The organism is Saccharothrix sp. BKS2 (genome assembly GCF_047689505.1).
GTDB lineage: Bacteria > Actinomycetota > Actinomycetes > Mycobacteriales > Pseudonocardiaceae > Actinosynnema > Actinosynnema lopnurensis.
Genome location: NZ_JAUQOL010000008.1, coordinates 163,929 through 187,904, shown reverse-complemented (window position 1 = coordinate 187,904; position 23,976 = coordinate 163,929). Strand labels below are relative to the sequence as shown.

General features: G+C 74.0%; 16 protein-coding genes. 9 read left to right on the top strand and 7 right to left on the bottom strand.

What is annotated here, in order from left to right; translation table 11 throughout:
* Positions 1 to 57: 57 nt before the first annotated feature.
* Entirely contained in the window at positions 58 to 2,124 is a 2,067-nt protein-coding gene (locus Q5530_RS18730; RefSeq protein WP_415363883.1) for a helicase-associated domain-containing protein, read from the bottom strand.
* 93 nt (positions 2,125 to 2,217) lie between these two features.
* Here Q5530_RS18730 and Q5530_RS18725 point away from each other — a divergent pair, with 93 nt between their 5' ends.
* On the top strand, positions 2,218 to 2,874 hold the full coding sequence (locus Q5530_RS18725) for a DUF2461 domain-containing protein (protein WP_415363881.1): 657 nt from the start codon (positions 2,218 to 2,220) through the stop codon (positions 2,872 to 2,874).
* Between the two features lie 112 nt (positions 2,875 to 2,986).
* Here Q5530_RS18725 and Q5530_RS18720 read toward each other — a convergent pair whose 3' ends face one another.
* Complete coding sequence (locus Q5530_RS18720) at positions 2,987 to 3,310, bottom strand: VanZ family protein (protein ID WP_415363879.1); 324 nt, start codon at positions 3,308 to 3,310, stop codon at positions 2,987 to 2,989.
* A 106-nt stretch (positions 3,311 to 3,416) separates the two neighbouring features.
* On the opposite strand from Q5530_RS18720, the gene pyk reads away from it, so the two are divergent.
* Both pyk and tesB read left to right on the top strand, forming a co-directional pair.
* Positions 3,417 to 4,841 (top strand): pyruvate kinase, encoded by a 1,425-nt coding sequence (gene pyk / locus Q5530_RS18715; protein WP_415363877.1) that lies wholly within the window; start codon positions 3,417 to 3,419, stop codon positions 4,839 to 4,841.
* Positions 4,842 to 4,849: 8 nt separating this feature from the next.
* Positions 4,850 to 5,776: an acyl-CoA thioesterase II gene (gene tesB / locus Q5530_RS18710; protein WP_415363875.1), complete on the top strand. Its 927-nt coding sequence runs from the start codon at positions 4,850 to 4,852 to the stop codon at positions 5,774 to 5,776.
* A 10-nt stretch (positions 5,777 to 5,786) separates the two neighbouring features.
* Here the strand turns inward: tesB and Q5530_RS18705 are convergent, their stop codons facing one another.
* On the bottom strand, positions 5,787 to 7,175 hold the full coding sequence (locus Q5530_RS18705; protein WP_415363873.1) for a pyridoxal phosphate-dependent decarboxylase family protein: 1,389 nt from the start codon (positions 7,173 to 7,175) through the stop codon (positions 5,787 to 5,789).
* Positions 7,176 to 7,480: 305 nt separating this feature from the next.
* Here Q5530_RS18705 and Q5530_RS18700 point away from each other — a divergent pair, with 305 nt between their 5' ends.
* On the top strand, positions 7,481 to 9,352 hold the full coding sequence (locus tag Q5530_RS18700; RefSeq protein WP_415363872.1) for a sigma-70 family RNA polymerase sigma factor: 1,872 nt from the start codon (positions 7,481 to 7,483) through the stop codon (positions 9,350 to 9,352).
* A 226-nt stretch (positions 9,353 to 9,578) separates the two neighbouring features.
* On the opposite strand, the gene Q5530_RS18695 is transcribed toward Q5530_RS18700, so the two are convergent.
* The 3 genes from Q5530_RS18695 to Q5530_RS18685 all read right to left on the bottom strand — a co-directional run bounded on the left by Q5530_RS18695 (position 9,579) and on the right by Q5530_RS18685 (position 14,257).
* On the bottom strand, positions 9,579 to 11,018 hold the full coding sequence (locus tag Q5530_RS18695; protein WP_415363871.1) for a hypothetical protein: 1,440 nt from the start codon (positions 11,016 to 11,018) through the stop codon (positions 9,579 to 9,581).
* Between the two features lie 192 nt (positions 11,019 to 11,210).
* Entirely contained in the window at positions 11,211 to 13,094 is a 1,884-nt protein-coding gene (locus tag Q5530_RS18690) for a ricin-type beta-trefoil lectin domain protein (protein ID WP_415363869.1), read from the bottom strand.
* A 155-nt stretch (positions 13,095 to 13,249) separates the two neighbouring features.
* Entirely contained in the window at positions 13,250 to 14,257 is a 1,008-nt protein-coding gene (locus Q5530_RS18685) for a LacI family DNA-binding transcriptional regulator (protein ID WP_415363867.1), read from the bottom strand.
* Positions 14,258 to 14,379: 122 nt separating this feature from the next.
* On the opposite strand from Q5530_RS18685, the gene gndA reads away from it, so the two are divergent.
* Together gndA and Q5530_RS18675 are read left to right on the top strand one after the other, a co-directional pair.
* A complete protein-coding gene (gene gndA, locus Q5530_RS18680; RefSeq protein ID WP_415363865.1) occupies positions 14,380 to 15,825 on the top strand; it encodes an NADP-dependent phosphogluconate dehydrogenase in 1,446 nt (481 codons plus the stop codon).
* Between the two features lie 597 nt (positions 15,826 to 16,422).
* The gene (locus tag Q5530_RS18675) at positions 16,423 to 18,627 is read left to right on the top strand and encodes a SulP family inorganic anion transporter (protein ID WP_415363864.1); all 2,205 of its coding nucleotides are present in this window, start codon (positions 16,423 to 16,425) and stop codon (positions 18,625 to 18,627) included.
* 146 nt (positions 18,628 to 18,773) lie between these two features.
* On the opposite strand, the gene Q5530_RS18670 is transcribed toward Q5530_RS18675, so the two are convergent.
* Positions 18,774 to 19,094, bottom strand: coding sequence for a hypothetical protein (locus Q5530_RS18670; protein WP_380633950.1), 321 nt, complete (start codon positions 19,092 to 19,094; stop codon positions 18,774 to 18,776).
* A 175-nt stretch (positions 19,095 to 19,269) separates the two neighbouring features.
* Here Q5530_RS18670 and Q5530_RS18665 point away from each other — a divergent pair, with 175 nt between their 5' ends.
* The 3 genes from Q5530_RS18665 (at position 19,270) to Q5530_RS18655 (ending at position 23,962) form a co-directional block, all read left to right on the top strand.
* Positions 19,270 to 20,118, top strand: a complete 849-nt coding sequence (locus Q5530_RS18665; RefSeq protein ID WP_415363863.1) for a helix-turn-helix domain-containing protein — start codon at positions 19,270 to 19,272, stop codon at positions 20,116 to 20,118.
* A 17-nt stretch (positions 20,119 to 20,135) separates the two neighbouring features.
* A complete protein-coding gene (locus tag Q5530_RS18660; RefSeq protein ID WP_380633952.1) occupies positions 20,136 to 20,327 on the top strand; it encodes a DUF397 domain-containing protein in 192 nt (63 codons plus the stop codon).
* Between the two features lie 779 nt (positions 20,328 to 21,106).
* Positions 21,107 to 23,962, top strand: a complete 2,856-nt coding sequence (locus tag Q5530_RS18655) for a BTAD domain-containing putative transcriptional regulator (protein WP_415363862.1) — start codon at positions 21,107 to 21,109, stop codon at positions 23,960 to 23,962.
* Positions 23,963 to 23,976: the final 14 nt, after the last annotated feature.

Genomic DNA, 23,976 nt, shown 5'->3' with positions numbered 1-23,976 from the left:
GTGCTCCGACGACGTGGGCCCCGAACACCGCGTTCGGGGCCCACGCGCGTCCCGGCCTCACGCGCGGGCGACCACCCGCACCGAGCGGATGTCGCTGACCAGGAACTCCCGGGCCTCCCCGCGCGGCCCGCACGTCGCCGTGAGGTTCCCCGAGGCGTGGTCGACCGGCGTGATCACGTGCTTGACCGCCGTGCGCGGCCCGTTGGCCACGGCAACCTCCACCGAGGTCCGCGTGACCAGCGCCTCCGCCAGCAGCAGCACCTCCGAGTCGCGCAGCACCAGCGACTGGTCCCGCAGCAACCGCACCGCCCCCATCCGCCGCGACTCCGCGCAGGGCGGCACGTACCACTGCCGTGGCCGCTCCCGGTCCACCAGCGCCACCGCCAACCTGCTCAGGTCCTGCTCGCCCAACGGCTCGCCCCGACGCCCGTTCCCCCACCCGTCGACCACCCCGCCACCCCGGCGCACCGGCGGCGGGGTGGCCCGCTGCCGCGGCACCCGCGCCACCACCGGCGCCCCGTCCGCCCCCGCCGACGCCGGCGCGTACCCGGCCGCCCGCAGCAGCGCCAACGTCTCCGCCACGGGCTTGGCCGAGGCCAGCACGGTCGGACCGAGCGGCCGCAACCCCAGCGACGCCAACGACCGGCGCGCGGCGATCTCCGCCAGCAGCACCGGGTCCGCGGTCCGCACGCAGCACGCCACCGGCACCACCGTGATCCGCCCGTGCTGCCGCGCCACCTCCCGCACCAGGTCCGCCAGCGCGGCGGGCACCCCGTGCGCGGCCACCGCCCCCAACCGGGCCAGCAGCGCGTCCGGCTCGTGCCCGAGGTCCAGCGCCCGCCGCACCCCGGCCCCGCCGAACCTCCACACCCCGCCGGAGCCACCGGCCTCCTCGGCGACCAGCTCCAGCACCGCGCTCAACTCGCGGTCCGGCAACCCCTCCACCACGGCCGTCAGGTCCGGCCGCAGGTCCGCCGTCGACACCGAGGGCGGCACGAACCGCCCGGCCACCGCCGCCACGCCACCCGCACCCGCCGCACCACCCGCCGCCGCTACACCACTCGCACCCGCCGCACCACCCGCACCCGCCGCCGCACCCGCCCCGCCCTCCAGCAGCACCCGCCCCAACGAGGTCAACGCGCCCAGCGCCACCAGCCCCAGCGACTCGGCCTCCACCAGCACGGCCTCCGCCACCCCCGCCCCCCACACCGCAGGCCGCGACCACGCCAGCTCGGCCACCACCTCGTGCCGGTGCTCGAACGCCTCGTCCGGCCCCAGCTCCGCGTACCGCGCCAGCACACCCCGCCGCGCCCGGCCCCCGCTGTCCGACGGGGACGGCTCCACCACCGCCTGCCGCTGCCTGCCCGGCACCCCCGCCAACCGCGGCCACGCCTCGACCAGCGCGGCCAACCGCTCCGCCGTCGGCGCGGCGCGCCACGCGTCCGACCGGGTGGTGGGCAGCAGCCACCCGCCCTCCGCGGCCAGCAGCCGCACCTCCACCGCCAGCTCCACCCACAGCCGCACCCGCGCCTCCTCCGCGCGCAGCACGCCCGCGATCCGGCGCAGCTCCCGCAGGCCCAGCCCGCTGCGGCAGGCCACCGGCTCCAGGTCGCAGAACGCGAGCAGCCGCGTCATCCCGTCCACCGTGGACGTGGCGGGCGCGATGCCGGCCCGGTCGGCGTAACCCCGGTGCTGCGCGGTCCGGCGCGGCAGGCGCGGCGCGGGCGTGATCCGGCGCGCCGGCTCGTCCAGCAGCGGTCGCAGACCGGGCGAGCCGACCACGCCCCTGCCCGCCGGCCACACCAGGGCGCGGGCGCGCAGCTGCGCCAGCACCCGCTTGAGCTCCGCCCGCGCGGCCTTCCCGTTGCAGCGCAGCTGCTCGGCGACCGCCTCCACGTCCGCCCGGCCGCCCAGGCGAGCCACCGCGTCCAGCACGTCCCGGGCCCCCTGGTCCAGCCCCTCCACCGCGATCCGCAGCGACGCCGTGGCGGTCAGCTCGTCGGCCAGCGCCCGCAGCGAGTGGGGTCGGGTCCGGGCGGCGTCCTCCCGCGAGGACAGCACGTCCCGGATTCCCTGCACGTCGAGTTCCCGCAGCCAGGCCACGAGGGCCGCTTTCCTACCCACTCGGCTGATTATGCACAGAACGTGACGACCCGGTGATGCAAAGCTATAGCACTCCCCAATAAGGCACGAATGGCCGAACGTAAGCTTGGTGCCGTGGAATTCAGCGGCTTCGGCGAACACGCCATCGACTTCTACGACGGTCTCGTGGTCGACAACTCGAAAGCGTACTGGGAGGACAACAAGCACCTTTACCACGCGGACGTGCGCGTGCCCATGGAGGCGCTGCTCGCGGCCCTGGAACCGGAGTTCGGGAAGGGAAAGGTCTTCCGGCCCTACCGCGACGTGCGGTTCAGCAAGGACAAAACCCCCTACAAGGACCATTGCGGCGCGGTCGTCGAACCCGGTCGCGGCAGCGGCGCGCACTACGCGCAGATCGGCCCGGAGGGGTTGTTCGTCGCCGGCGGGTCGTTCGCCATGGCCCCCGACCAGCTCGCCCGCTACCGGGAGTCGGTCGCCGACGACCTGCGCGGCCGGGCGCTGGAGCGGGTGCTCGCCCGGCTGGTGGGCCAGGGGTGGGAGCTGCGCGGGGACAGGCTCAAGCGCGCGCCCCGGGGCACGGACCCCGAGCACCCCCGGATCGAGCTGCTCAAGCACAAGCGCCTGTACGTGGCGAAGGTCTGGCCGCCGGACGACGTGCTGCACGAGCCCGGGTGCCTGGACCGCGTGCACGAGGGGTGGCGCCAGGTGACCCCGCTGGTCGACTGGTGCAACGACCACGTCGGCCTGACCGAGGTGGGCTTCCGCCGGTGACCGGGCCGCGCCCTGCCCCCGGCCCTTGCCCTCGCGCCCTGCCCCCTACCCCCCGGGCCCGACCCTCGCCTCAGGTCCGCCCCGCGCCCGCGTCGGGCCCCGTCCCCTCTCCCTACTCCCGTCCCCTCTCCCTCCCCACCGGCAGCAGCCGGAACACCAGCAGCCCGACCCCGATCCCGGCGACGTCCACCAGCGCGTCGAGCACGTCACCCCCGCGGCCCAGCGCGGTGATGAGCCACTGCAACACTTCCGAGACCGCGGCGTAACCAACCAGCCCCGCCGCCAACCCCGCGACCGGCAGCCGCGCGTACCGCCCGGTGGCCGTGAGCAGGGCGAACAGCAGGCAGTGGACCACCTTGTCGGTGCCCGGCGGCGAGTCGGGCACTCCTGACTGGGGGGTGAACAACACGATGACGCTGAGCAACGCCGCGATCACGAACGGAAGGATTCTGGCACCCACCTGGCAGATTCTGCCCGTTCCGCGGAGATTACCCCCGGGTACATCCTGATCGGTCCAGTGACAGGGACTACTCTGCACAGACGTGAGTCGACGCGCGAAGATCGTCTGTACGCTTGGTCCCGCCACCGCGACCGAGGACAAGGTCAACGAGCTGGTGGCGGCCGGTATGGACGTGGCTCGGATGAACTTCAGCCACGGTAGCCATGCCGACCACAAGCAGGTCTACGACCTCGTCCGCGCAGCGGCCGACGTGTCGGGACGGGCGGTCGGCATCCTCGCCGACCTCCAAGGGCCGAAGATCCGCCTGGGGCGATTCGCCCACGGGCCGGTCGAGTGGCGCACCGGGGACGTCGTCCGGGTGACCGTCGAGGACGTCGCGGGCACCCACGACCGAGTCTCCACCACCTACAAGCAGCTGGCGCAGGACGCCAAGGTCGGTGACCGACTGCTGGTGGACGACGGCAAGGTCGGCCTGGTCGTGGTCGACATCGACGGACCGGACGTGGTCTGCGAGGTCACCGAGGGCGGCCCGGTCAGCAACAACAAGGGCCTCTCGCTGCCCGGCATGGACGTGTCCGTGCCGGCGCTGTCGGAGAAGGACATCGAGGACCTGGAGTTCGCGCTGCGCCTGGGCGTGGACTTCATCGCCCTGTCGTTCGTGCGCTCGCCCGCCGACATCGACCTGGTGCACCAGGTGATGGACCGGGTCGGCAACGGCCGCAAGCCGGTCATCGCCAAGATCGAGAAGCCCGAAGCGGTCGACAACCTCGAGGCCATCGTGCTGGCCTTCGACGGCGTCATGGTCGCCCGCGGCGACCTGGGCGTGGAGCTGCCGCTGGAGTACGTGCCGCTGGTGCAGAAGCGGGCGATCCAGATCGCCCGCGAGAACGCCAAGCCGGTGATCGTGGCCACCCAGATGCTGGACTCCATGATCACCAACTCCCGGCCGACCCGCGCCGAGACCTCCGACGTGGCGAACGCCGTGCTGGACGGCGCGGACGCGCTGATGCTGTCCGGCGAGACGTCGGTCGGCCGCTACGCGATCGAGTCGGTCAAGACCATGGGCCGGATCATCGAGGCCGTGGAGACCGAGTCCGTGGTGGTCCCGCCGCTGACCCACGTCCCGCGCACCAAGCGCGGCGTCATCTCCTACGCGGCGCGCGACATCGGTGAGCGGCTGAACGCGAAGGCCCTCGTGGCGTTCACCCAGTCCGGTGACACCGTGCGGCGGCTGGCCCGGCTGCACACGCACCTGCCGCTGCTGGCGTTCACGCCGGAGCCCAGCGTGCGCAGTCAGCTTGCTCTCACCTGGGGCACGGAGACGTTCCTGGTGCCTAAGGTGGACTCGACCGACGGTATGGTCCGCCAGGTCGACCAGTCGATGCTGTCCATCGGCCGCTACCAGGCCGGTGACCTGATGGTCGTCGTGGCCGGCTCGCCGCCCGGCACCATCGGCTCGACGAACCTCATCCGGGTGCACCGCCTGGGAGAGGAAGACCACGCTTAGGAGATGACGTGACCGAGGCTGCCCGCGCCGCGGCTTCCGCCGGTTTCTCGGACGTTCCGCTGGACGCCGACGGCGTGCCGCACGGGCAGCCCGTGCTCGACCGCCTCGTGGCGCTGCTCGACCTGGAGCGCATCGAGGAGAACATCTTCCGCGGGGTGTCGCCCGCCGAATCGCCCGTGCGGGTGTTCGGCGGGCAGGTGGCCGGGCAGGCCCTGGTGGCCGCCGGTCGGACCGTGGACCCGGGTCGGCGGGTGCACTCGCTGCACTCGTACTTCATCCGGGGCGGTGACCCGACCGTCCCGATCGTGTACGAAGTGGACCGCATCCGTGACGGGCGGTCGTTCACCACCCGCCGGGTGGTCGCCGTGCAGCACGGCAAGGCGATCTTCTCGCTGTCGGCGTCGTTCCAGCTCGACGAGCCGGGCCTGGACCACCAGGACCCGATGCCGTCGGTGCCGCCGCCGGACTCCCTGCCGACCTACGCCGAGTCGGCGGCCGGGTACCTGGACAAGGTGGGCATGGCCCGCCTGCCCAGGCCGGTCGACATCCGGTACGTGACCCAGCCGCCGTGGCGGGCGCGCGAGGACGGGCCGGGCGAGGCGCGCAGCCAGGTGTGGATGCGCGCGGACGGCAAGCTGCCCGACGACGACCTGCTGCACGTGTGCGTGCTGGCCTACGCCTCGGACATGACCCTGCTCGACTCGGTCCTGGTCCGCCACGGGGTCTACTGGGGCACGGACAAGGTGCTGGGCGCGAGCCTGGACCACGCCATGTGGTTCCACCGCCGGTTCCGCGCGGACGAGTGGTTCCTCTACGACTGCGCGTCGCCCTCGGCGTCCGGCGCGCGGGGCCTGGCGACGGGCCGCTTCTACGCCCGCGACGGCAGCCTGGTGGCCACGGTGGTCCAGGAGGGCCTGCTCCGCGTGGTGCGGTAGGCCCCCGGGCTCACCCCTCTCCCCGCAGCGCCTCCCACAGCGCCCGCACGTGGGGCTCCCTCGTACCCTCGGCCCCGATGGCGACGCGGACCGCGAACCGCCCGTTCACCGTCGTGTGCGTGACGAACGCGTCGCCGCTCGCGTTGACCCGCTCCATCGCCGCCCGCGTGGCCCCGTCGCCGTCGCGGTGGGCGAGGGTCACCAGGGACAGCGTGCGGGGCGCGGCCAGCTCCCACCCCTCGTCGGCCCCGACCCAGGACTCCAGCAGCGCCGCCAGCTCCACGTGCCCGCGCAGGTGGGCCCGCACGCCCTCCAGCCCGTACCAGCGCAGCACCGACCACAGCTTCAGCGCCCGGAACCGGCGGCCCAGCGGGATCTGCCAGTCGCGGTAGTCGACCACGGCGCCCGACTCGGTCGCGGTGTTGCGCAGGTACTCGGGGAGGATGGTCAGGGCGTCCACCAGCACGTCCGGGTGGGCCGTCCAGAACAGCGACAGGTCGAACGCGGTCAGCATCCACTTGTGGGCGTTCGCGGTGAACGAGTCGGCCAGCTCGACGCCGTCGAACAGGGGGCGGAACTCCGGGCACAGCGCCGCCGGCCCGGCCCACGCCGCGTCCACGTGCAGCCAGGCGCCGTGCTCGGCGCACAGCGCCGCGACCTCCCGCACCGGGTCCACCGCGCCCGTGCCCGTCGTGCCGATGGTCGCGCACACGAGCACCGGCCGCCGCCCCGCCTCCACATCGGCCTTGAGCCGCGCCGCCAGCGCCCCCGCGTCCATCGCCGACGTCGCCGGGTCCACCGGGATCGACCGCACGGCCTGCTCGCCGAGCCCCGCCATGCGCGCCGCGCGCTCGATCGACGAGTGGGTCTGCGAGGACACGTAGACCGTCTCCGCGCCGTCCACGCCGGACTGGCGCCACTTGCCCCCGGATGCCCGGTGCAGCGCCGCCAGCAGCGCGACGAGCGCGGCCGACGACGCGGTGTCCTGGATGACCCCGCCGCCGAGGAAGCGCTCCGGCAGGCCCATGGCGCCCACCAGCTCGTCCATCAGGTGCTGCTCGACCTCGGTCGCGGCGGGGGAGGTGGACCACAGCATCCCCTGCACGCCCAGGCCGGACGACAGCAGGTCGCCGAGCACGGACGGCAGCGACGCGTTGGACGGGAAGTAGGCGTAGAACCCGGGGTGCTGCCAGTGGGTCGTGCCGGGCAGCACCACCCGCTCCAGGTCGGCCAGCAACCCGGCGAAGTCGCCGCCCGCCTCGCTCAACCCGCCGAGCTGCCCGCGCACCCACCCCGGCTCCACCCGGGACCGGACGGGGAACTCCTCGACCCGCGCCCGGTAGTCGGCGATCCAGTCGACCACCTGGTGCCCGACCCGCCGAAACTCCTCAGCATCCACCTCCCCAAGCTAACCCCGTGCGAGTCGTACCTCCAGACCGCGCGAGTCGTACCTCCAGACCCACCGTGTCGTACCTCCAGACCCACCGTGTCGTACGTTCCGGCCCCCCGAGTTCAGCGTTCGCGCACCCCCAGGCCGGACGCGAACGTTGAACTCGGGGGTCCTGGACGTACGACACGGCCGACCGGAACGTACGACTCGCGGGGTCTGAACGTACGACTCGCGGGGTTCTTCGGGGTTTTGGTTATGTTGGCGGGCGGTGGCCGTCTTCGGTGGGTAAGCCCAACTCGGCCGGGAGGATCGGTATGCGCACACCAGGTGACGCCGAGGCGGTCAAGGCCGCCCAGCGCGGCGAACCGGGCGCGTTGGACGCGCTGGTGGCGGCCTACCTGCCGCTGGTCTACAACGTCGTCGGGCACGCCCTCGGCGGGCACCCCGACACCGACGACGTGGTCCAGGAGACCATGCTGCGCGCCGTGGACGGGCTGTCCCGCCTGGAGAAGCCCGAGTCGTTCCGCTCCTGGCTGCTGGTCATCGCGATGAACCAGGTCCGCGACCGGCACCGCCGCAACCAGCCGCTGCCCGTCGACCACGAGGTGCTCGACCGGGCCGACCCCGGCGCGGACTTCGCCGACCTCGCCATCACCCGCCTCCAGCTCACCGGCCAGCGCCGCGAGGTCCTCGCGGCCACCCGCTGGATCGGCGACGACGAGCGCGAGGTGCTCTCGCTGTGGTGGCTGGAGCAGGTCGGCCGGATCACGCGCGCCGAGCTGGTCAAGGCCCTCGACCTCACCCCGCAGCACGCCGCCGTCCGGGTCCAGCGGATGAAGGCCCAGCTCGACTCGGCCCGCGTGGTCGTGCGCGTGCTGGCCATGCCCCGGTGCGGCGAGCTGGCCGAGGTGGTCGCGGACTGGGACGGCCACCCCGGCGCGCTGTGGCGCAAGCGGATCGTGCGGCACGCCCGGGAGTGCCGGCGCTGCGGGCGCGGGTTCGACGACCTGGCCGCCGTGGACGGGCTGGTGGCCCGCATCCCGCTGGTGCCGGTGCCCGCCGGGTTCGACCTGCTCGACCCCGCTCCGCTCGACCCCGGGCTGGTGGACCCCGGGCTGGTGGACGGGCAGGCGACGGCCACCCCGAACACGATCACCTCGAACACGATCACCCCGACGCCGCTCAAGCCGTCGTTCTGGGCGCACGCGGCGGCCAAGCCGCTGGTCGCGGCGGTCGCGGTGGCGGTGGTGGTGGGCGCGGTCGCCCTGCTGCCGCCCGAGCAGGCGCCCCGCCCGGTCCCGGTGGCCGCGCCGATCACCGCGACGACCACCACCCTCGTGCCCGCCACCGCGTCGAGCCAGGCGACCACGACCACCACCACGACGACGACCACCACGAGCCCCACCTCCCCCACCCGACCGGTCGTCGCCGCGCCACCCGACCCCCTCCCGGCCGCCAGGTCGATCAAGAAGGGCGTCAGCACCTGGCACTTCGACGGCGTCGGCCGGGCGCTGTCGGACGTCGGCGCGGGCTGGTTCTACAACTGGGCCACCACGCCGGAGGGCGTGCAGGCGCCGGGCGTGGAGTACGTGCCGATGATCTGGGGCGCGAAGACCGCGACCCCGGCCAACCTGGAGGCCGTGAAGGGGCAGGGCACCACGCTGCTCGGCTTCAACGAGCCCGATCTGGCCGAGCAGGCGAACATGTCCGTCGAGCAGGCGCTGGACCTGTGGCCGAGGCTCCAGGCGACGGGGATGCGCCTGGGCAGCCCGGCCGTGGCCTACGGCGGCGACCGGCCGGGCGGCTGGCTCGACCGGTTCCTGACCGGCGCCCGCGAGCGCGGCCTGCGGGTCGACTTCATCACGCTGCACTGGTACGGCTCGGACTTCGGCCCGGCCGCCGTCGGCCACCTGAAGGGCTACCTGGACGCCGTGCACGCCCGCTACGGCCTGCCGGTCTGGCTCACCGAGTACTCGCTGATGGACTTCTCCGGCGGCGGCGTGCGCTACCCGGACGACCGGCAGCTGGCCGATTTCGCGGGCGCGTCGTCGCGGATGCTCGAAGGTCTGCCCTACCTGGAGCGCTACGCGTGGTTCGCGCTCCCGGCCGACAAGCCCGGCACGGGCCTGTACGCACCCGGCGGCACGCCCAACGCCGCCGGGCAGGCGTACCGCGCCACCGGGTGAGGTGACCCCCGTCGCCGCCGGTCGTGCGGTGGTGACGGGCACCGGCCCGCCCGCCACGACCGGTCGTGCGGTCGCGGCGGGCGGGCCGGTCGCGTTGGGGGCGAACGGGCCGGGCAGCGAACGGATCGGCAGCGGTGGGCTGGGCAGCGGTGGGCTGGGCAGGAGTGGGCCGGCAGCAGTGAGCCGGGCGGCGGCAAGCCGGGCAAGCAGGGTGGCCGCCGGCCGGTCAGTCGAACAGCGGCTGCCAGCGGCCGTCGAAGCCGCCGTTGGCGGGCAGGTGCCAGCCGGGCGCCAGCCACGTGCCGACCTCGCGGCTCCGGGCGTCGTCGATGCCGCCGGAGTGCACGAAGTACTCGTGCTGCCGCCAGTACGCGCCGTGCGAGGCGGGGTCGCCGCTGACCGCGCCGCGCGTGCGGCCGAGGCTGTCGACGCCGGTGCCCGCGAACCCGCCGAAGTCGTCGCTGCCCGACGGCGTGTCCTCGTCCAGCTCGGCCGAGTAGGCGCCGAAGAACCAGGCCTTGGACAGGTAGCCCTCGCGGCCGTCGGTGAGGTCGGACGCGGCGTTGTCGCGCGATTGGTTGTAGAACCGCCGGCGACCGGTCCCGATGCCCAGCGCGGGCGTCTCGAACCACACGTCCACGACGTCGGTGTCCAGCCAGTGCCGCCGCCAGTCACCCTGCGACCAGTGCGACGGGACGATGTCGGCGAGGTCCTGGAGCTCGTAGGTCAGCCGCTTGACCGCCGGCCACCGCACCGTGGTGCCGTTGTCGACTCGACTGGCCTGCGTCGCGGCGTTGGCGCCGGTCAGCGGCACCGCCCCGAGCGCGGCCACCGCGCCCGCCGAGCCGCCGGGCACGAACGCGTAGTGCACGTTGCGGTCGTCGCCCGACCCGGAGATGCCGACCTCCGCCTCACCACCGGCCAACCGCCCGGCGATCTCCGACCACGGGTCGGTGACGTAGCGCAGCTCGTGCCCGTGCGGGCCGATGTCCGGCAGGTCGAAGTCGCTCTCGTCGGCCTGCCACAGCAGCAGGTGGCGGCCGGTGGCGGTGTCCAGGAACCGCACGTCCGGGTCGGTGGACCGGCGCATGACGTGGTCCTTGTGGTGGGTCACGGTGGCGTTGGCGAAGGACTCGCCGGCGGACCCGGGGGTGCCGGTCACGCCGCGCACCACGATCTCGACGCGCTCCCAGTCGTGGATCTCGTCGCCGTCCTTGTCGGCGGCGTTGTAGACGTGGTAGAGCAGCACGAGGGACTTGGCGCCGCCCTCGGTGAACTCCAGCAGCGCGGTGTAGAGGGTGGGCCGGACCTGCCAGTCCGGCCGCGCGCCCGCGACGTGCTGGTCGACCTCCAGCCAGTGGGCGCGGTTGGTGGCGTAGTCGCCGTCGCGGTCGAAGTCGAAGTTCGTCAGCCAGTCGCGGCCCTGCTTGCCGTTGTTCTCGTCGCCGCGCTTGAGGACGACCGGCGCGTAGTGCGACAGGTAGGCCCGGCGCTGGGCCGCGGTCAGGGTCCAGGCGGCCGAGACCTGCTGAGCCGAGACCTGCTGAGCCGACACCTGCTGAGCCGAGACCTGCTGAGCCGAGACCTGCTGGGCCGACGTCTGGTGGGGCGCCACGAGGAACGTGGCCAGGACCGCGGTGGTCAGGGTGAGCACGCGGAGTCTCATGCGCCGATGGTCCTGCGCCGCCGGGCGCGTCGCGCGCCCGGCGGCGCCGGGGGTTCGGGATCACGCGCGGAGGGGCCCCGCCGGCCGCCGCCAGTGGTGTGGGCGGGGCCCCGTCGCGTCACCGGCCGGGGTCCGCCCGCCGGTGGCCTGGTGGCGGGGACCCACCGGGGTCCCCGCCGCTGTTCACGGGGTTCAGGCGAAGGTCCACTTCTGGTTGGCCGCGCCCGTGCAGGTCCACAGCTGGAGCCGGGCGCCGTCCGCGCTGGTGTTGCCGGTGACGTCGACGCACTTGTTCGCCGCCGGGTTCACCAGGTCGCGGCCCGCCGTGGCGGTCCACTGCTGGTTCGGGGTGCCGCCGCACGACCACAGCTGGAGCTGCGCGCCGTCGCCGGTGCCCCGGTCCTTCACGTCCAGGCACTTGCCCAGCGCGCGGACCGTGCCGTCGCCGGGGCGGGTCCACTGCTGGGCCGCGGAGCCGTTGCAGGTGTAGAGCTGCACGGCCGCGCCGTCGGCGCTGCTGCCGCCCGCGACGTCGACGCACTTGCCGGCCAGGCCGGTGATGGTGCCGCCGACGGGCTGGGTGCCGCCGCCCGGGGTGCCCTGCCAGGTGAACGTCGCCGTGGTGCGCGCGGGCAGGGTGTAGGTGAACGCCTGGTTGCCCCAGTTCACCCGGATCGACTGGGCCGACGTGCCGCCGTTGTGGGCGATCAGCGCCTTGGAGCCGTCGGGGTTGCGGTAGGCCACGTTCTGCACGGTGCCGTTGGCGGTCGAGTCGATCCGGTGCGCGCCGGGCCGGACGAACTTGGTCAGGTGCCCGGTCGTGTAGTACTCGATCGTGTTGTCCACCTGGCCGGCCCGCGAGCCGCCCTCCTGGACCGTGACCAGGCCGGTGCAGGTGCCGCAGCCGCCGTTGTGCGGGCCCATGTTCTGGTTCAGCGCCAGGCTCCACTTGACCAGGCTGGAGCTCCAGTTGCGGGCGTAGTTGACGATGTCGGCCATGTCCTCGTTGTGCTGGTTCGAGATCCACGTGCCGCCGGAGTGCTCGGTGCTGAACTGCTTCACGTTCGGGTACTGGTTGTGGACCTGCGTGCCCACGGCCGGGTCACCGAAGTAGCCGTGCCAGGCGATGCCGCCGAACAGGGGGTCGTTGCGCACGGCGGCGTCGTTCAGCACGCCCGAGCCGAAGTTGGCGTAGTCGCCGTAGTTCCAGTCGTGCACCAGCACCTTGGTGTTGATGCCGGCCGCGCGGAACGCCGGGTAGAGGTTGTTCTTGGTGAACTCGGCCAGGCCCGCCGGGTTCCAGCTCATGCCGGGGTAGTTCATCGCGGTGGGGTTGGACGCCTGGCAGCAGTTCGGCTCGTTCTGCACGGACACGTAGTCGACCGGGATGCCCGCCGCCTGGTAGCTCTGCACGTACTTCACGAAGTACTGGGCGTACATCGGGGCGTACTCCCACTTGAGCCAGCCCATCTGGTCCATGCGGCCGTTGTCCTTCATCCAGCCCGGCGCGCTCCACGGCACGCCCTTGACCCGCAGCTGCGGGTTGAGCTGCTTGGCCTGCTGCGTCAGCAGCCGCACGTTCGTGTCGTAGCCGTTGGCGCCCCAGTCGTTGAGGTCGCAGCACGTGTCGTCCAGGGACACGTTGCCCGGCCGGGACAGGTCGGACGCCCCGATCGGGTTGCGCACGAAGGACAGGCCGATGCCGTCGACGGGGTGGAACAGCCTGCGCATCACCGCGTCCCGGGTGGCCGCGGAGACCGCACCGCCGCGCAGCAGGTGGGCGGTGGTGTCGGTGATCGACGCGCCGCCACCCTCGAACTGCTGGTAGCGGGTGTTCTCGTTGACGGTGATGGTGTGGGTGGCGCTGCCGCCGCTGGTGCTGAACGCGACGGACGGCTGCTGGGCCAGGCCCCGGGTGACCACCCGGCCGCCGCTGTCGGAGGTGGTGGTCAGGTGGACGTTGACCGTTTCGCCCGCGGCGACTGCGGCCGGTGAGGGCACGGCGGCCACGGCGGCGGCCGCGGTCAGGGCGGCTATCGCGGCGGTGGTGAAAGCCCGATGGCGGGTAGAGGGCACCTCGGACTCCTTTCACGACGGTGTGGGCAGGGTTCCGGCGGCTGTAACAAATGGAACTTTTGTGGAACGTGTCCGCAAGTGAAAGGAAACAATGGGTCGGTACCCGTGTCAAGGCCGCGCATTCAGCCCGGTAAATACCGGAAAAAGCCGCCCGGTCAGGAGTTCCGCACGGGTCCGGTGGAGGCCCTGACCACCAGTTCCGTGGCCAGTTCGACGTGCAGCGCCTCCAGTTCGTGCCGGTCGAGCAGGCGCACCAGCAGCGTCACGGCCATCCGGCCCATCTCCTGCAACGGCTGCCGCACGGTGGTCAGCCCCGGCACCGCGGCCCGGCTCAGGTCCAGGTCGTCGAACCCCGCGACCGACACGTCACCGGGCACCGACAGGCCGCGTTCCCGGGCCGCCCGCAACGCGCCGACGGCCATCTTGTCGTTGAACGCCACCAGCGCGGTCGGCCGTTCGGGCAGGTCCAGCAGCTCGCCGGCGGCCGAGTGGCCGCGCTCGTCGGTCGGCTCGTCCACGTGCCGCAGCAGCTCCGGCGACGGCAGCACGCCCACGTCCGACAGCGCCGCCGCGTACCCGGCGAGCCTGCCGTCGCTGGCCTGCCAGTCCCGCGGACCGCCGAGGACGCCGATGCGCCGGTGCCCCAGCTCCACCAGGTGCGCCATCAGCCGCCGCGCGCCCGCGAAGTGCGCCGCCGACACCGAGGCCACGTCGCGCGGCAGCTCGGTGCGCGGGTCCACCACCACGAACGGGAAGCGCCGGTCCCGCAGCCGGACCAGCTCGTCGGCCGGCTCCGGCGGCAGGATCAGCACCGCGCCGCCCACGTCCGCCCGGCCGGCCAGGTCCGGCAGCACCCGCGCCCGCTGCGCCGACGTGCCCGCGTCCAGCACCACCTGGTGGCCGTGCAGGGCCAGCGTCTCGGCCACCGAGGACACGATCAGTCCGAAGTAGTCGGTGAGCAGGTACGGGCAGCGCACGTAGATGGAGCCGGTCGGCTTGGCGCCGCGCGGCCTGGGCGCCCGCGCGCCCAGCTGGTCCACCGCCCTGAGCACCAGCTCGCGGGTGTGCTGGGCGACGTTCGCCTGGCCGTTGAGCACCCGGGAGACGGTGGCGATGGACAGCCCCGTCGCCCGCGCCACGTCCCGCACCGTCGCCCTGCTCATGCGCACCCCCGTCTTTCCACAGTTGTTTCACGATGTTACAGCCGCTCGGGGTGCACCCCGACCTTCGTTTTGAGGGGTCGGCGGTGCGTGCGCGCGAGCGCGAACTTCGGCAGGCTGTCCGGATGACCACCTCCGAGGCACCCGCGCGGATCGCCGTCACCGGGCTCGCCGTCATGGGCAGCAACCTGGCGCGCAACCTCGCCCGGCACGGCTACCGCGTCGCCGTGCACAACCGCACCGACGCCCGCACCAAAGCACTGATCGAGGAGCACGGCCACGAGGGCGACTTCGTCCCGGCGGGGACGCTGGAGGAGCTCGTCGCGAGCCTCCAGACCCCGCGCCAGATCATCATCATGGTCAAGGCGGGCGGGCCGACCGACGCCGTCATCGACGAGCTGGCGCCCCTGCTGGAGCCCGGCGACATGGTGATCGACGGCGGCAACGCCCACTACGCCGACACCCGCCGCCGCGAGGCGAAGCTCAGGGAAGCCGGGCTGCACTTCGTCGGCAGCGGCATCTCCGGCGGCGAGGAGGGCGCGCTCAACGGCCCGTCGATCATGCCCGGCGGGTCGGCCGAGTCCTACCGGCACGTGGGGCCCGTGCTGGAGGACATCGCGGCCAAGGTGGACGGCGTGCCGTGCTGCGTCCACGTCGGACCGGACGGCGCCGGGCACTTCGTGAAGATGGTGCACAACGGCATCGAGTACGCCGACATGCAGCTCATCGCGGAGTCCTACGACCTGCTGCGCCGCGTCGGCGGCATGACGCCGTCCGGGATCGCGGAGGTCTTCCGCGGCTGGAACAGCGGCGACCTGGAGTCCTACCTGGTGGAGATCACCGCCGAGGTGCTGGGCCACGCCGACCCCGACACCGGCGTGCCGCTGGTCGACGTGATCGCCGACGAGGCCGAGCAGAAGGGCACCGGCCGCTGGACCGTGCAGGAGGCGCTGGAGCTGGGCGTGCCGGTGACCGGCATCGCGGAGGCCGTGTTCGCCCGCTCGCTGTCCGGGCGGGTCGAGCAGCGCGAGGCCGTGCGCGACGCGTTCGGCGCCTCGGAGGTGCTCGCCTCCGAGCAGCTCGCGGGTGGGCTGGTCGAGGACGTGCGGCAGGCGCTCTACGCGTCCAAGGTCGTGGCGTACGCGCAGGGCTTCGACCAGATGCGCGCGGCGAGCGCCGAGTACGGGTGGGACCTGGACTTGGGCGCGATGGCCACCATCTGGCGCGGCGGCTGCATCATCCGCGCCCGGTTCCTCGACCGCATCCGCGAGGCGTACGACAAGAACCCGGAGCTGGCGTCCCTGCTGGTGGACGACTACTTCCGGGACGCGGTGCGGGCCGCCGAGGCGGCGTGGCGGCGGGTCGTCGTCGGGGCGGTCCAGGCGGGCGTGCCCGCGCCCGGCTTCGTGTCCGCGCTGGCCTACTACGACGCCCTGCGCTCGGAGCGGCTGCCCGCGTCGCTGGTGCAGGGGCTGCGGGACTTCTTCGGCGCGCACACCTACCGGCGGACCGACCGCGGGGGCAGCTTCCACACCCTCTGGTCGGGTGACCGGTCCCAGGTGGACGGCTGATCTCCGGGCTGTCGACGGCGGCCGGGGGCGTGACCGCTCCCGGCCGCTCGACCGCTTCGGGCGCTCGACCGCTTCGGGCGCTCGACCCGCCACGGCCGACTGACTCGCCGGCCCTGCCCGGCCGCCGCCACTCCGTGCCCGGCCTGCTCCACCGCGGCGTGCCGGCCCGCCTGGCCCTCACCCGCCACCCTCCCCGGCAACCCCGTCACCAGCCGTGACGAGCGGCCGTTGATCAACACGTCCGGGTGGAACCGCTGTCAGATCGCCCACATCGTCGTCATGATGGTGTCGACGCTGACCTTCAGCGACGCGGCTGTGCCGACACGTCCACTGTGCCGACACGGAGGTGCCACCGTGGCGACCACCCACCACCGCGCCGGGGCCGAGCGCCGACTCGTCACCCCCCGGCCGCGACCTCCGCTGCCCTTAGCCGCGCGCTGACCCCCGCCGCCCGGCCACCGCCCCGGCCACCGCGCCGGGTCCCGCGGCCCTCGGCCTGCGGCCCTCGGCCACCGCGCCGGAACTCCCCCCACCCCACCGCGACCCGCGCACGTCCGCGCGGGCCGACCACCCCCTGCTGCCTGGAAGGACCACGAGATGAACCGTCCGCGCCCCACCAAGTCCCACGCCGGCGAGCACACCACGGCCGGCCCACCGGGAGGGCTCGCCGCGGTGCTCCGCCACGACCTGCCCGCCTCGGTGGTGGTGTTCCTGGTCGCGGTGCCGCTGTCGATGGGCATCGCCGCCGCGACCGGCGCGCCGCTGGTGACCGGCCTGGTCTCTGCGGTCGTCGGCGGCCTGGTCGCGGGCGCGCTCAGCGGCGCGCCGCTGGCCGTCAGCGGGCCGTCGACGGGCATGGTGGTGATCACCGCGGGCATCGTCGCGGAGCACGGCTGGGCCGCCACCGCCGCCATCACGCTCGCCGCCGGTGTCGTCCAGGTGGCGTTCGGCCTGCTCAAGCTGGGGCGGGTGGCGCTGTCGCTGTCACCGGCGGTGGTGCACGGGATGCTCGCCGGCCTCGGCTTGAGCATCGCCGTCGGCCAGCTCGCCGTCGTCCTCGGCGGCACGGCCGCCACGACCGTGCCCGACAACCTGGCGCGGATGCTGACCACCGGGGTGAGCTGGGACGCCGTGCTGGTCGGGACGCTGACCGTCGCGGTGATGCTGCTGTGGCCGCGCCTGCCGCGGGCCGCGCTGGTGCCCGCGCCGCTGGTGGCCGTGCTCGCCGTGACGCCGGCGACCGGCGGGCTCGACGTGGCGCGCGTCGACCTGCCCGACGACCCGCTGTCCGGGCTGGTGCTGCCGCAGCTGCCCGCAGGGAGCCTCGGCGGCGTGGTGTTCGCGGTGCTCACGGTGGCCGTGGTGGTCAGCGTGGAATCGCTGCTGTCGGCCGTCGCGATCGACCGGCTGCACGACGGGCCGCGCGCCGACCTCGACCGCGAGCTGGTCGCCCAGGGCGCGGCCAACGCGGTGGCGGGCGCGCTGGGCGGGCTGCCGGTGTCCGCGGCGATCGCGCGCAGCTCCGCCAACGTGGCGGCGGGCGGGCGCACCAGGGCGTCCGCGGTGCTGCACGGCCTGTGGATCGCGGTGTTCGTGCTGGCGCTGGGGGCGGTGCTGGAGCTGATCCCGCTGGCCGCGCTGGCGGGTGTGCTGCTGGTGATCGGGCTGCGGCTGGTGGGCGTGCGGTGGATGCGGGCGCTGTGGCGGCACGGCGAGTTCAGCGCGTACGCGGTCACGGTGGTGGGCGTGGTGGTCCTCGGGCTGGTGGAGGGCGTGCTGCTGGGGGTCGCGGTGGCGGCGGTGCGGTCGCTGCACCGGTTGACCCGCGCGACGGTGCGCGTGGAGGCCGAGCCGGACGGTTACCGGGTGGTGGTGCGGGGCTCGCTGGTGTTCCTCGGCGCGGGCCGGCTGGTGCGCGGGCTGCGGTCGGTGCCGCTGGGGCAGCGCGTGCTGCTGGAGCTGCACCTCGACTTCCTCGACCACGGCGCGTACGAGGCGATCGACGAGTGGCGCACCGGCTACGAGCGGCTGGGTGGGCAGGTCGAGGTGGACGAGGTGCACGACACGTGGTTCAGCAAGGCCACGCGCGGCATCCCGGCGCTGCGCAAGACCCCGCTGTCGCCGCTGCCCAGGTGGTTCGCGCCGTGGTCGCACTGGCAGCAGCAGCGGGCGGTGACCGTGCCGAGGCAGCGCGACGACACCGACCCGATGATCCGCGGCATGGACGAGTTCGAGCGCACCACGGCGCCGCTGGTGCGGCCGTTCCTGGCGGAGCTGGCCGAGCGGGGGCAGCGGCCCCGGCAGCTGTTCATCACCTGCGCGGACTCCCGGGTGGTGCCGAACCTGATCACCACCAGCGGACCGGGCGACCTGTTCTGCGTGCGCAACATCGGCAACCTGGTGCCGCTGGGCGGTGACGCCTCTGTGGGCGCGGCGATCGAGTACGCGGTGGAGGTGCTGGCGGTCGAGACCGTCGCGGTGTGCGGCCACTCGGACTGCGGCGCGATGAAGGCCCTGGTCAACGGCTCTGCCCGGCCGGGCTCGCAGCTGCACGAGTGGCTGCGCGCCGCCGAGCCGAGCCTGATCCGCTTCCACGCGGGCGAGTCGGACCTGCCGGTGCTCGAACACCTGGCCGTCACCAACGTCGCCCAGCAGCTGGACAACCTGATGACCTACCCCGCCGTGCGCGAGGCCGTCGCCGCGGGCGCGCTGCGCCTGGTGGGCATGTACTTCGACATCTCCGCCGCCCGCGTCTACCTGGTCGACCCGGCCCAGGCCGCCCTGCGCCCGGTCCGCGCCTGACCGCGAGTCGAACGCTCAGGCCCACCGTGTCGAACGCTCACGACCCCCGAGTTCAACACTCAGGACCGACCGGGAGTGCGCGAACGTAGAACTCGGTGGGTCTGGGTGTTCGACACGGTCGACCTGAGTGTTCGACTCGCGCGGGGTCAGCCGGCTCGGCGGGCGTGTTCGCGACGGCCGGAGGGCTCGTCGTCGAAGACGGTGAGGCAGAGCTGGGTGGTCAGGTAGGCGCGGCACGGGGACGGCAGCCGGCGGCTCCACCAGCGGGTGCGGCAGGTGGGGCAGCGGCCGCGGTCGTCGGGGGTGTGCTCGTCCAGGAGGGCCTTGACGGCGGCCACCACCCGCGGCAGCTCGCTGCGGGCCAGGTCCGCCGCGGTCTCGTCGTCGCCGGTCGCCGCGAGGCGCACCAGCGTGGCCAGGTGTTCGTGCAGGGACTTGTCGAGCTGGCTGAAGACCGTGCCGGACACCCTCAGCGCTCCTTCCGGGGGCTCGTGTGCTCCAGCAGCCTGCTTCCGCTCCCCGGCCACCTGCAAGTTGCGCTACACGAATGGATGACGCCCCTTTGCTCCATCCGCGCACCGCCACAGACTGGGGGCCGATCAACGGACTGGGAGCTGATCAACGTCCCACGAGGAGGTGCGGATGTCCCGGGGGAGCAGCCCGACGCTGCGCAAGCGCCGGCTGGTCAGCGAGCTGCGCAGGCTGCGCGAGGCGGCCGAGCTGACCATCGAGGAGGTCGGCGAGCGGCTGGAGTGCTCCGCGTCGAAGATCAGCCGGATCGAGACCGGCAGGGTCGGCGTCACCCCGCGCGACGTCCGCGACATGCTCGCCGCCTACGGCGCGGACCCCGACACCCGCGACGAGCTGGTGCAGCTGGCCCGCGAGGCCCGCCGCCGGGCCTGGTGGGACGAGTTCGGCGACATCGCGCCCGGCCGCTACGTCGGGTTCGAGGCCGACGCCGAGTCCGTGCGCACCTACCAGGGCCTGGTGGTGCCCGGCCTGCTCCAGGACGAGGACTACACCAGGGCGCTCATCCGCAACGTCCTGCCGGGCGCCGCGCCGGCCGAGGTCGACCGCCGGGTCAAGCTGCGCAAGGCCCGCCAGGCCCTGCTGACCGAGGACGACCCGCTGCGCCTGGACGTGGTCGTGGACGAGGCGGCGCTGCGCCGGCTGGTCGGCGGCCGGGCGGTGATGGCGGCCCAGGCCCGGCGGCTGAACCAGGTCGGCGCGCTGCCGAACGTCACCCTCAGGGTTGCTCCTTTCGCCGCCGGCGGACACGCCGCGATGGACGGCCCTTTCGTGATTCTCACATTTCCGGGGAAACTCGACCCGGACGTGGTATACCTCGAAAGCGCAAGGAGTGACGTCTATTTGGAACAGCCCACCGACGTCGCCAATTATTCCAACATGTTCGAGCGGCTCTGCGCGGAATCGCTCGACCCGGCGGCCTCGGCCGCCCTGATCGAGCAGGTGGCGCACGAGCTCACCTGAACGAGGGGTGAACTGCCATGCAGCGAGAGTGGCGCAAGAGCAGCCGGTCGTCCGCGGGCGGGCCGGAGTGCGTGGAAATCGCGCTCGACCCGACGTGCGCCGGCGTGCGTGATTCGAAGAACCGAACGGGCGGTGAGCTGGGCTTCGGTTCGGCTCAGTGGTCGCGGTTCGTGTCGACCGCGAAGGACGGCGCATTCGACCTGGGCTGAACGACGCAGCGCGGCGGGGGCGCGGCGGCGCAACGGCGGAGGGCGAAAAGGGGAACGGAAGAGCGGAGCGGAAGAGCGGCGGAATGGAATAACGCGAGAGCGGAAGAACGGAAAAGGGGAACGGTCGGGGGGCGTGCCGGGGGGCGCGCCCCCGACTTCTGCCCGGGGTCCGTACGACCGTGCCCCGGTTCCTGCCCGCCTCGATCGCGGGCGCGGTGAGCCGGGCGGCGCCGCACATCGGCATCGGCATCGGCTCGGCCGCCGGCGCCTCGGCGAGGTACGTCGAGTCGGTGGTCAACGGCGCGATGTGGGTCCTGCTCGGCCTCGCCGCGGTGGTCGGCGCGGTGGTGCTGCGGCGCCGGCGCCGGGCCGCCACGGCCGGCGGAGGCGCGGGAGCCGGCGGAGGTCGCCTGAGGCGTCCGACGCGAAGGGGCCGCGGTCGGGGGTTCGGTCCCGACCGCGGCCCCGTTCACTGGGGGAGGGCAAGGGAGTCGAGCCACCCCCTACCGGGTGGCCCTCTCCGGTGGTCCTGAGGGACGAGGGCGGGCCGGCGTTCCGCCGCCGCGGGCTGGATGCCCCTTGCACGCCGGCACGCCCTCGTCGTTCTCGGAGACGGCCGGTGTTCGGCCGTCTGGTCCAACCTGCCCCACCGGGGTTCGCCCTGTGTGGTTGGTCGGACACGCTTAGCGTAAGAATGCGGCTACAGGACGACTGGAGCCCGACTGGAGTGATCTCCTGGGCTCCGTCGTGGCGAGGTACTCCGGTGGGGGATTCGGTCGGTGGACAAGGGTGGGGGGGAGCACTTGCGGTTCGAGGTGCTCGGCCTGCTCAGGGCGGTGCGCGGTGGCGCGGAGGTGGACCTCGGCGCCGCCAAGCAGCGCGCCGTGCTCACGGTGCTGCTGCTGGCCCGCAACACCCCGGTGAGCCGGGACCAGATCATCGGGGCGGTGTGGGGCGACCACCAGCCCAGCAGCGCGGTCAACCTGGTGCAGACCTACGTGGCCGGCCTGCGCCGCGCCCTGGAGCCCAGCCGCGCCCGCCGCGCGCCGGCCGAGCTGCTGACCTCCGTCGGCGACGGCTACCTGCTGCGGGTCGAGCCCACCGCGGTCGACCTGGACGACTTCGAGCGCGGCGTGGCGGCCGCGAACCGGCTGCGGGCCACCGGCGACCTGGTCGCGGCGGCCGCCGCGCTGGAGGAGGCCCTCGGCCTGTGGCGCGGTGAGCCGCTGGGCGGGGTCGCGGGCCTGTTCGCGGAGGTCGAGCGCGGCCGGCTGGTGGAGCGCCGGCTCGCCGTGCTGGAGGAGCGCGCGGAGCTGATGCTGCTCATCGGGCGCGGCGCGGAGCTGGTGCCGGCGCTGACCTCGCTGGTGGCCGAGCACCCGCTGCGCGAGCGCGGCCACGGCCTGCTGATGCGGGCGCTGTGCCAGGCCGGGCGGCAGGCCGAATCGCTGGCCGCCTACCGCGAGGCCCGCCGGGTGCTGGTGGCGGAGCTGGGCGTGGAGCCCGGCCCGGAGCTGCGCAAGCTGCACCAGGCCGTGCTGGCGGGCGACAACCCGGAACCGGACCCGCCGACCCGGCCGATGACGCTGCCCGCCGCCGAGCCGGTCCAGGCGGTCCCCATCACGCCCGCGCAGCTGCCCCGCGCGTCGGTGTCCCTGATCGGGCGCGACGCGGAGCTGGCGCGGCTCGACGGCCTGCTGGCGGGGCACCCGGACGGCGGGCTGGTGCTGGTGGTGACCGGTCCGGCGGGGGTCGGCAAGACGGCGCTGGCGCTGCACTGGGCGAACCGGGTGCGCGAGGACTTCCCGGACGGCCAGCTCTACGTCGACCTGCACGGCTACGACCCGAACCGGGAGCCGCTGGGCGCGGGCGAGGTGCTCAACCGGTTCCTGCGCGCCCTGGGCGTGCCGTCGCCGGACATCCCGGTGAGCGTGGAGGAGCGGTCGGCGCTGTTCCGCACGCTCATCGCGGACCGGCGGATGGTCGTGATGCTGGACAACGCGCGCGGCTCGACCGAGCTGCTGCCGCTGCTGCCCGGCCCGCCGTCGTGCGTGGTGGTCACCTCGCGCCGGCGGCTGGTCGGCCTGGTCGCGCACGCCGAGGCCCGGCTGGTCGAGCTGGACATGCTGGACCTGGACGCGGCGGTGGCCGTGGTGGGCCGGGTGGCCGGGCGGGACGGCGCGGAGTCCGCCGCGCTGCGCCGGCTGGCGGTGCTGTGCGACGGGCTGCCGCTGGCGCTGCGGATCGCCGCGGCCCGGCTGGCGGTCTCGCCCGCGCTGAAGGTCTCGGAGCTGGTGACCGAGCTGGACGACGAGCACGGCCGGCTCGCCGCGCTGGGCCTGGAGGACGAGGACTCGACGGTGCGGGCGGCGCTGGACGCCTCGCGCCGGGCCCTGTCGCCGCTGCCCGCGCGCCTGCTGGCGCTGCTGGGCCTGCACCCCGGGCCGGAGGTGACGGCGTTCGTGGTCGCCGCCATGGCGCGCGTGCGGGTCGCCGAGGCCCAGCGCGCCCTGGACGCGCTGACCGCCGCGAACCTGCTGTCGGCGACCGAGGCCGGCCGCTTCGGCGCGCACGACCTGGTGCGCGTCTACACCAGGACGCTGGCCGCCGAGCTGGACGCCGCCGAGCGGCGCTCCGCCACCGGCCTGATGCTGGACTACTACCTGCACTGCGCGGACCTGGCGGACGGGCGGCTGCCGGTGGCGCGCGGCAACAGCGTGCGGGTGGCGCCCGAGCGCCCGCCCGCCGAGGTGCCGAAGCTGGCCGGCTCCGCCGAGGCGTTCGCCTGGCTGGACGCCGAGCAGGGCAACGTCATCGCCGCCGCCGAGCTGGCCGCGGAGGGCGCGGAGCGGGCGTGGCTGGTGCACGCCTGGCAGCTGCCGTACACGCTGTCGCGGTTCTTCTGGCTGCGGGCCGACCGGTCGACGTGGCTGCGCACCACCGAGACCGCGCTGAAGGCGGCCACGAGGCTGGGCGACCCCGAGGCGAAGTTCGTGATGCTGTTCAACTCCGGCATCGCGCTGGCCCAGTTCGGCCGGGTGGACGAGTCGCTGGCCCGGCACCGCGAGGCGCTGGAGGTGGCGCGGGCGTCGGGTGACGCGAACGCGCAGGCACGGGCGCTGACCACGGTCGCGGACATGCTCCAGGGCCTGGGCCGGGTGGACGAGTCGGAGGCGTCCTACCGGGAGGCGCTGGAGGTGAGCCGGGCGGCCGGGTCGCGCTGGGCCGAGGCGAACGCCCACCACAACCTCGGGCTGCTGCACCTGGCGTCGTGCCGGTACGGCGAGGCGGAGAAGTGGCTGCGCACGGCCGTGGGCATGTACCGGGAGGTCGGCGAGCAGTGCGGCGAGTCGACGTGCCACACCGACCTGGCCATGGTGCTGCTGGAGTCGGACCGGCACTCGGAGGCGCTGGCGTCGGCGCGCACCGCGCTGTCGGTGGCCTCGGCGGCGGCCAGCCCGTACCACCAGGCGGTGTCGCACGACCGGCTGGCGGTGGTGCTCGACCGGCAGGGGCAGCCGGGCGCGGTGGCGCACTGGCAGCGGGCGTTGGCGCTGTTCACAGAGCTGAACGCGCCGGAGGCGGACCAGGTGCGGGCGCGGTTGGCGCGGGCGCGGGCGGGTACCGCGGTCTGAACCGCCGTGATCGG

Excerpts from the sequence above, each read along its gene's own strand:
- Q5530_RS18660 (WP_380633952.1), top strand. The coding sequence starts at position 20,136 with ATGCAGCGAGAGTGGCGCAAGAGCAGCCGGTCGTCCGCGGGCGGGCCG.
- Q5530_RS18695 (WP_415363871.1), bottom strand. The coding sequence starts at position 11,018 with ATGAGACTCCGCGTGCTCACCCTGACCACCGCGGTCCTGGCCACGTTC.
- Q5530_RS18665 (WP_415363863.1), top strand. The coding sequence starts at position 19,270 with ATGTCCCGGGGGAGCAGCCCGACGCTGCGCAAGCGCCGGCTGGTCAGC.
- gndA (WP_415363865.1), top strand. The coding sequence starts at position 14,380 with ATGACCACCTCCGAGGCACCCGCGCGGATCGCCGTCACCGGGCTCGCC.
- Q5530_RS18685 (WP_415363867.1), bottom strand. The coding sequence starts at position 14,257 with ATGAGCAGGGCGACGGTGCGGGACGTGGCGCGGGCGACGGGGCTGTCC.
- Q5530_RS18675 (WP_415363864.1), top strand. The coding sequence starts at position 16,423 with ATGAACCGTCCGCGCCCCACCAAGTCCCACGCCGGCGAGCACACCACG.
- Q5530_RS18700 (WP_415363872.1), top strand. The coding sequence starts at position 7,481 with ATGCGCACACCAGGTGACGCCGAGGCGGTCAAGGCCGCCCAGCGCGGC.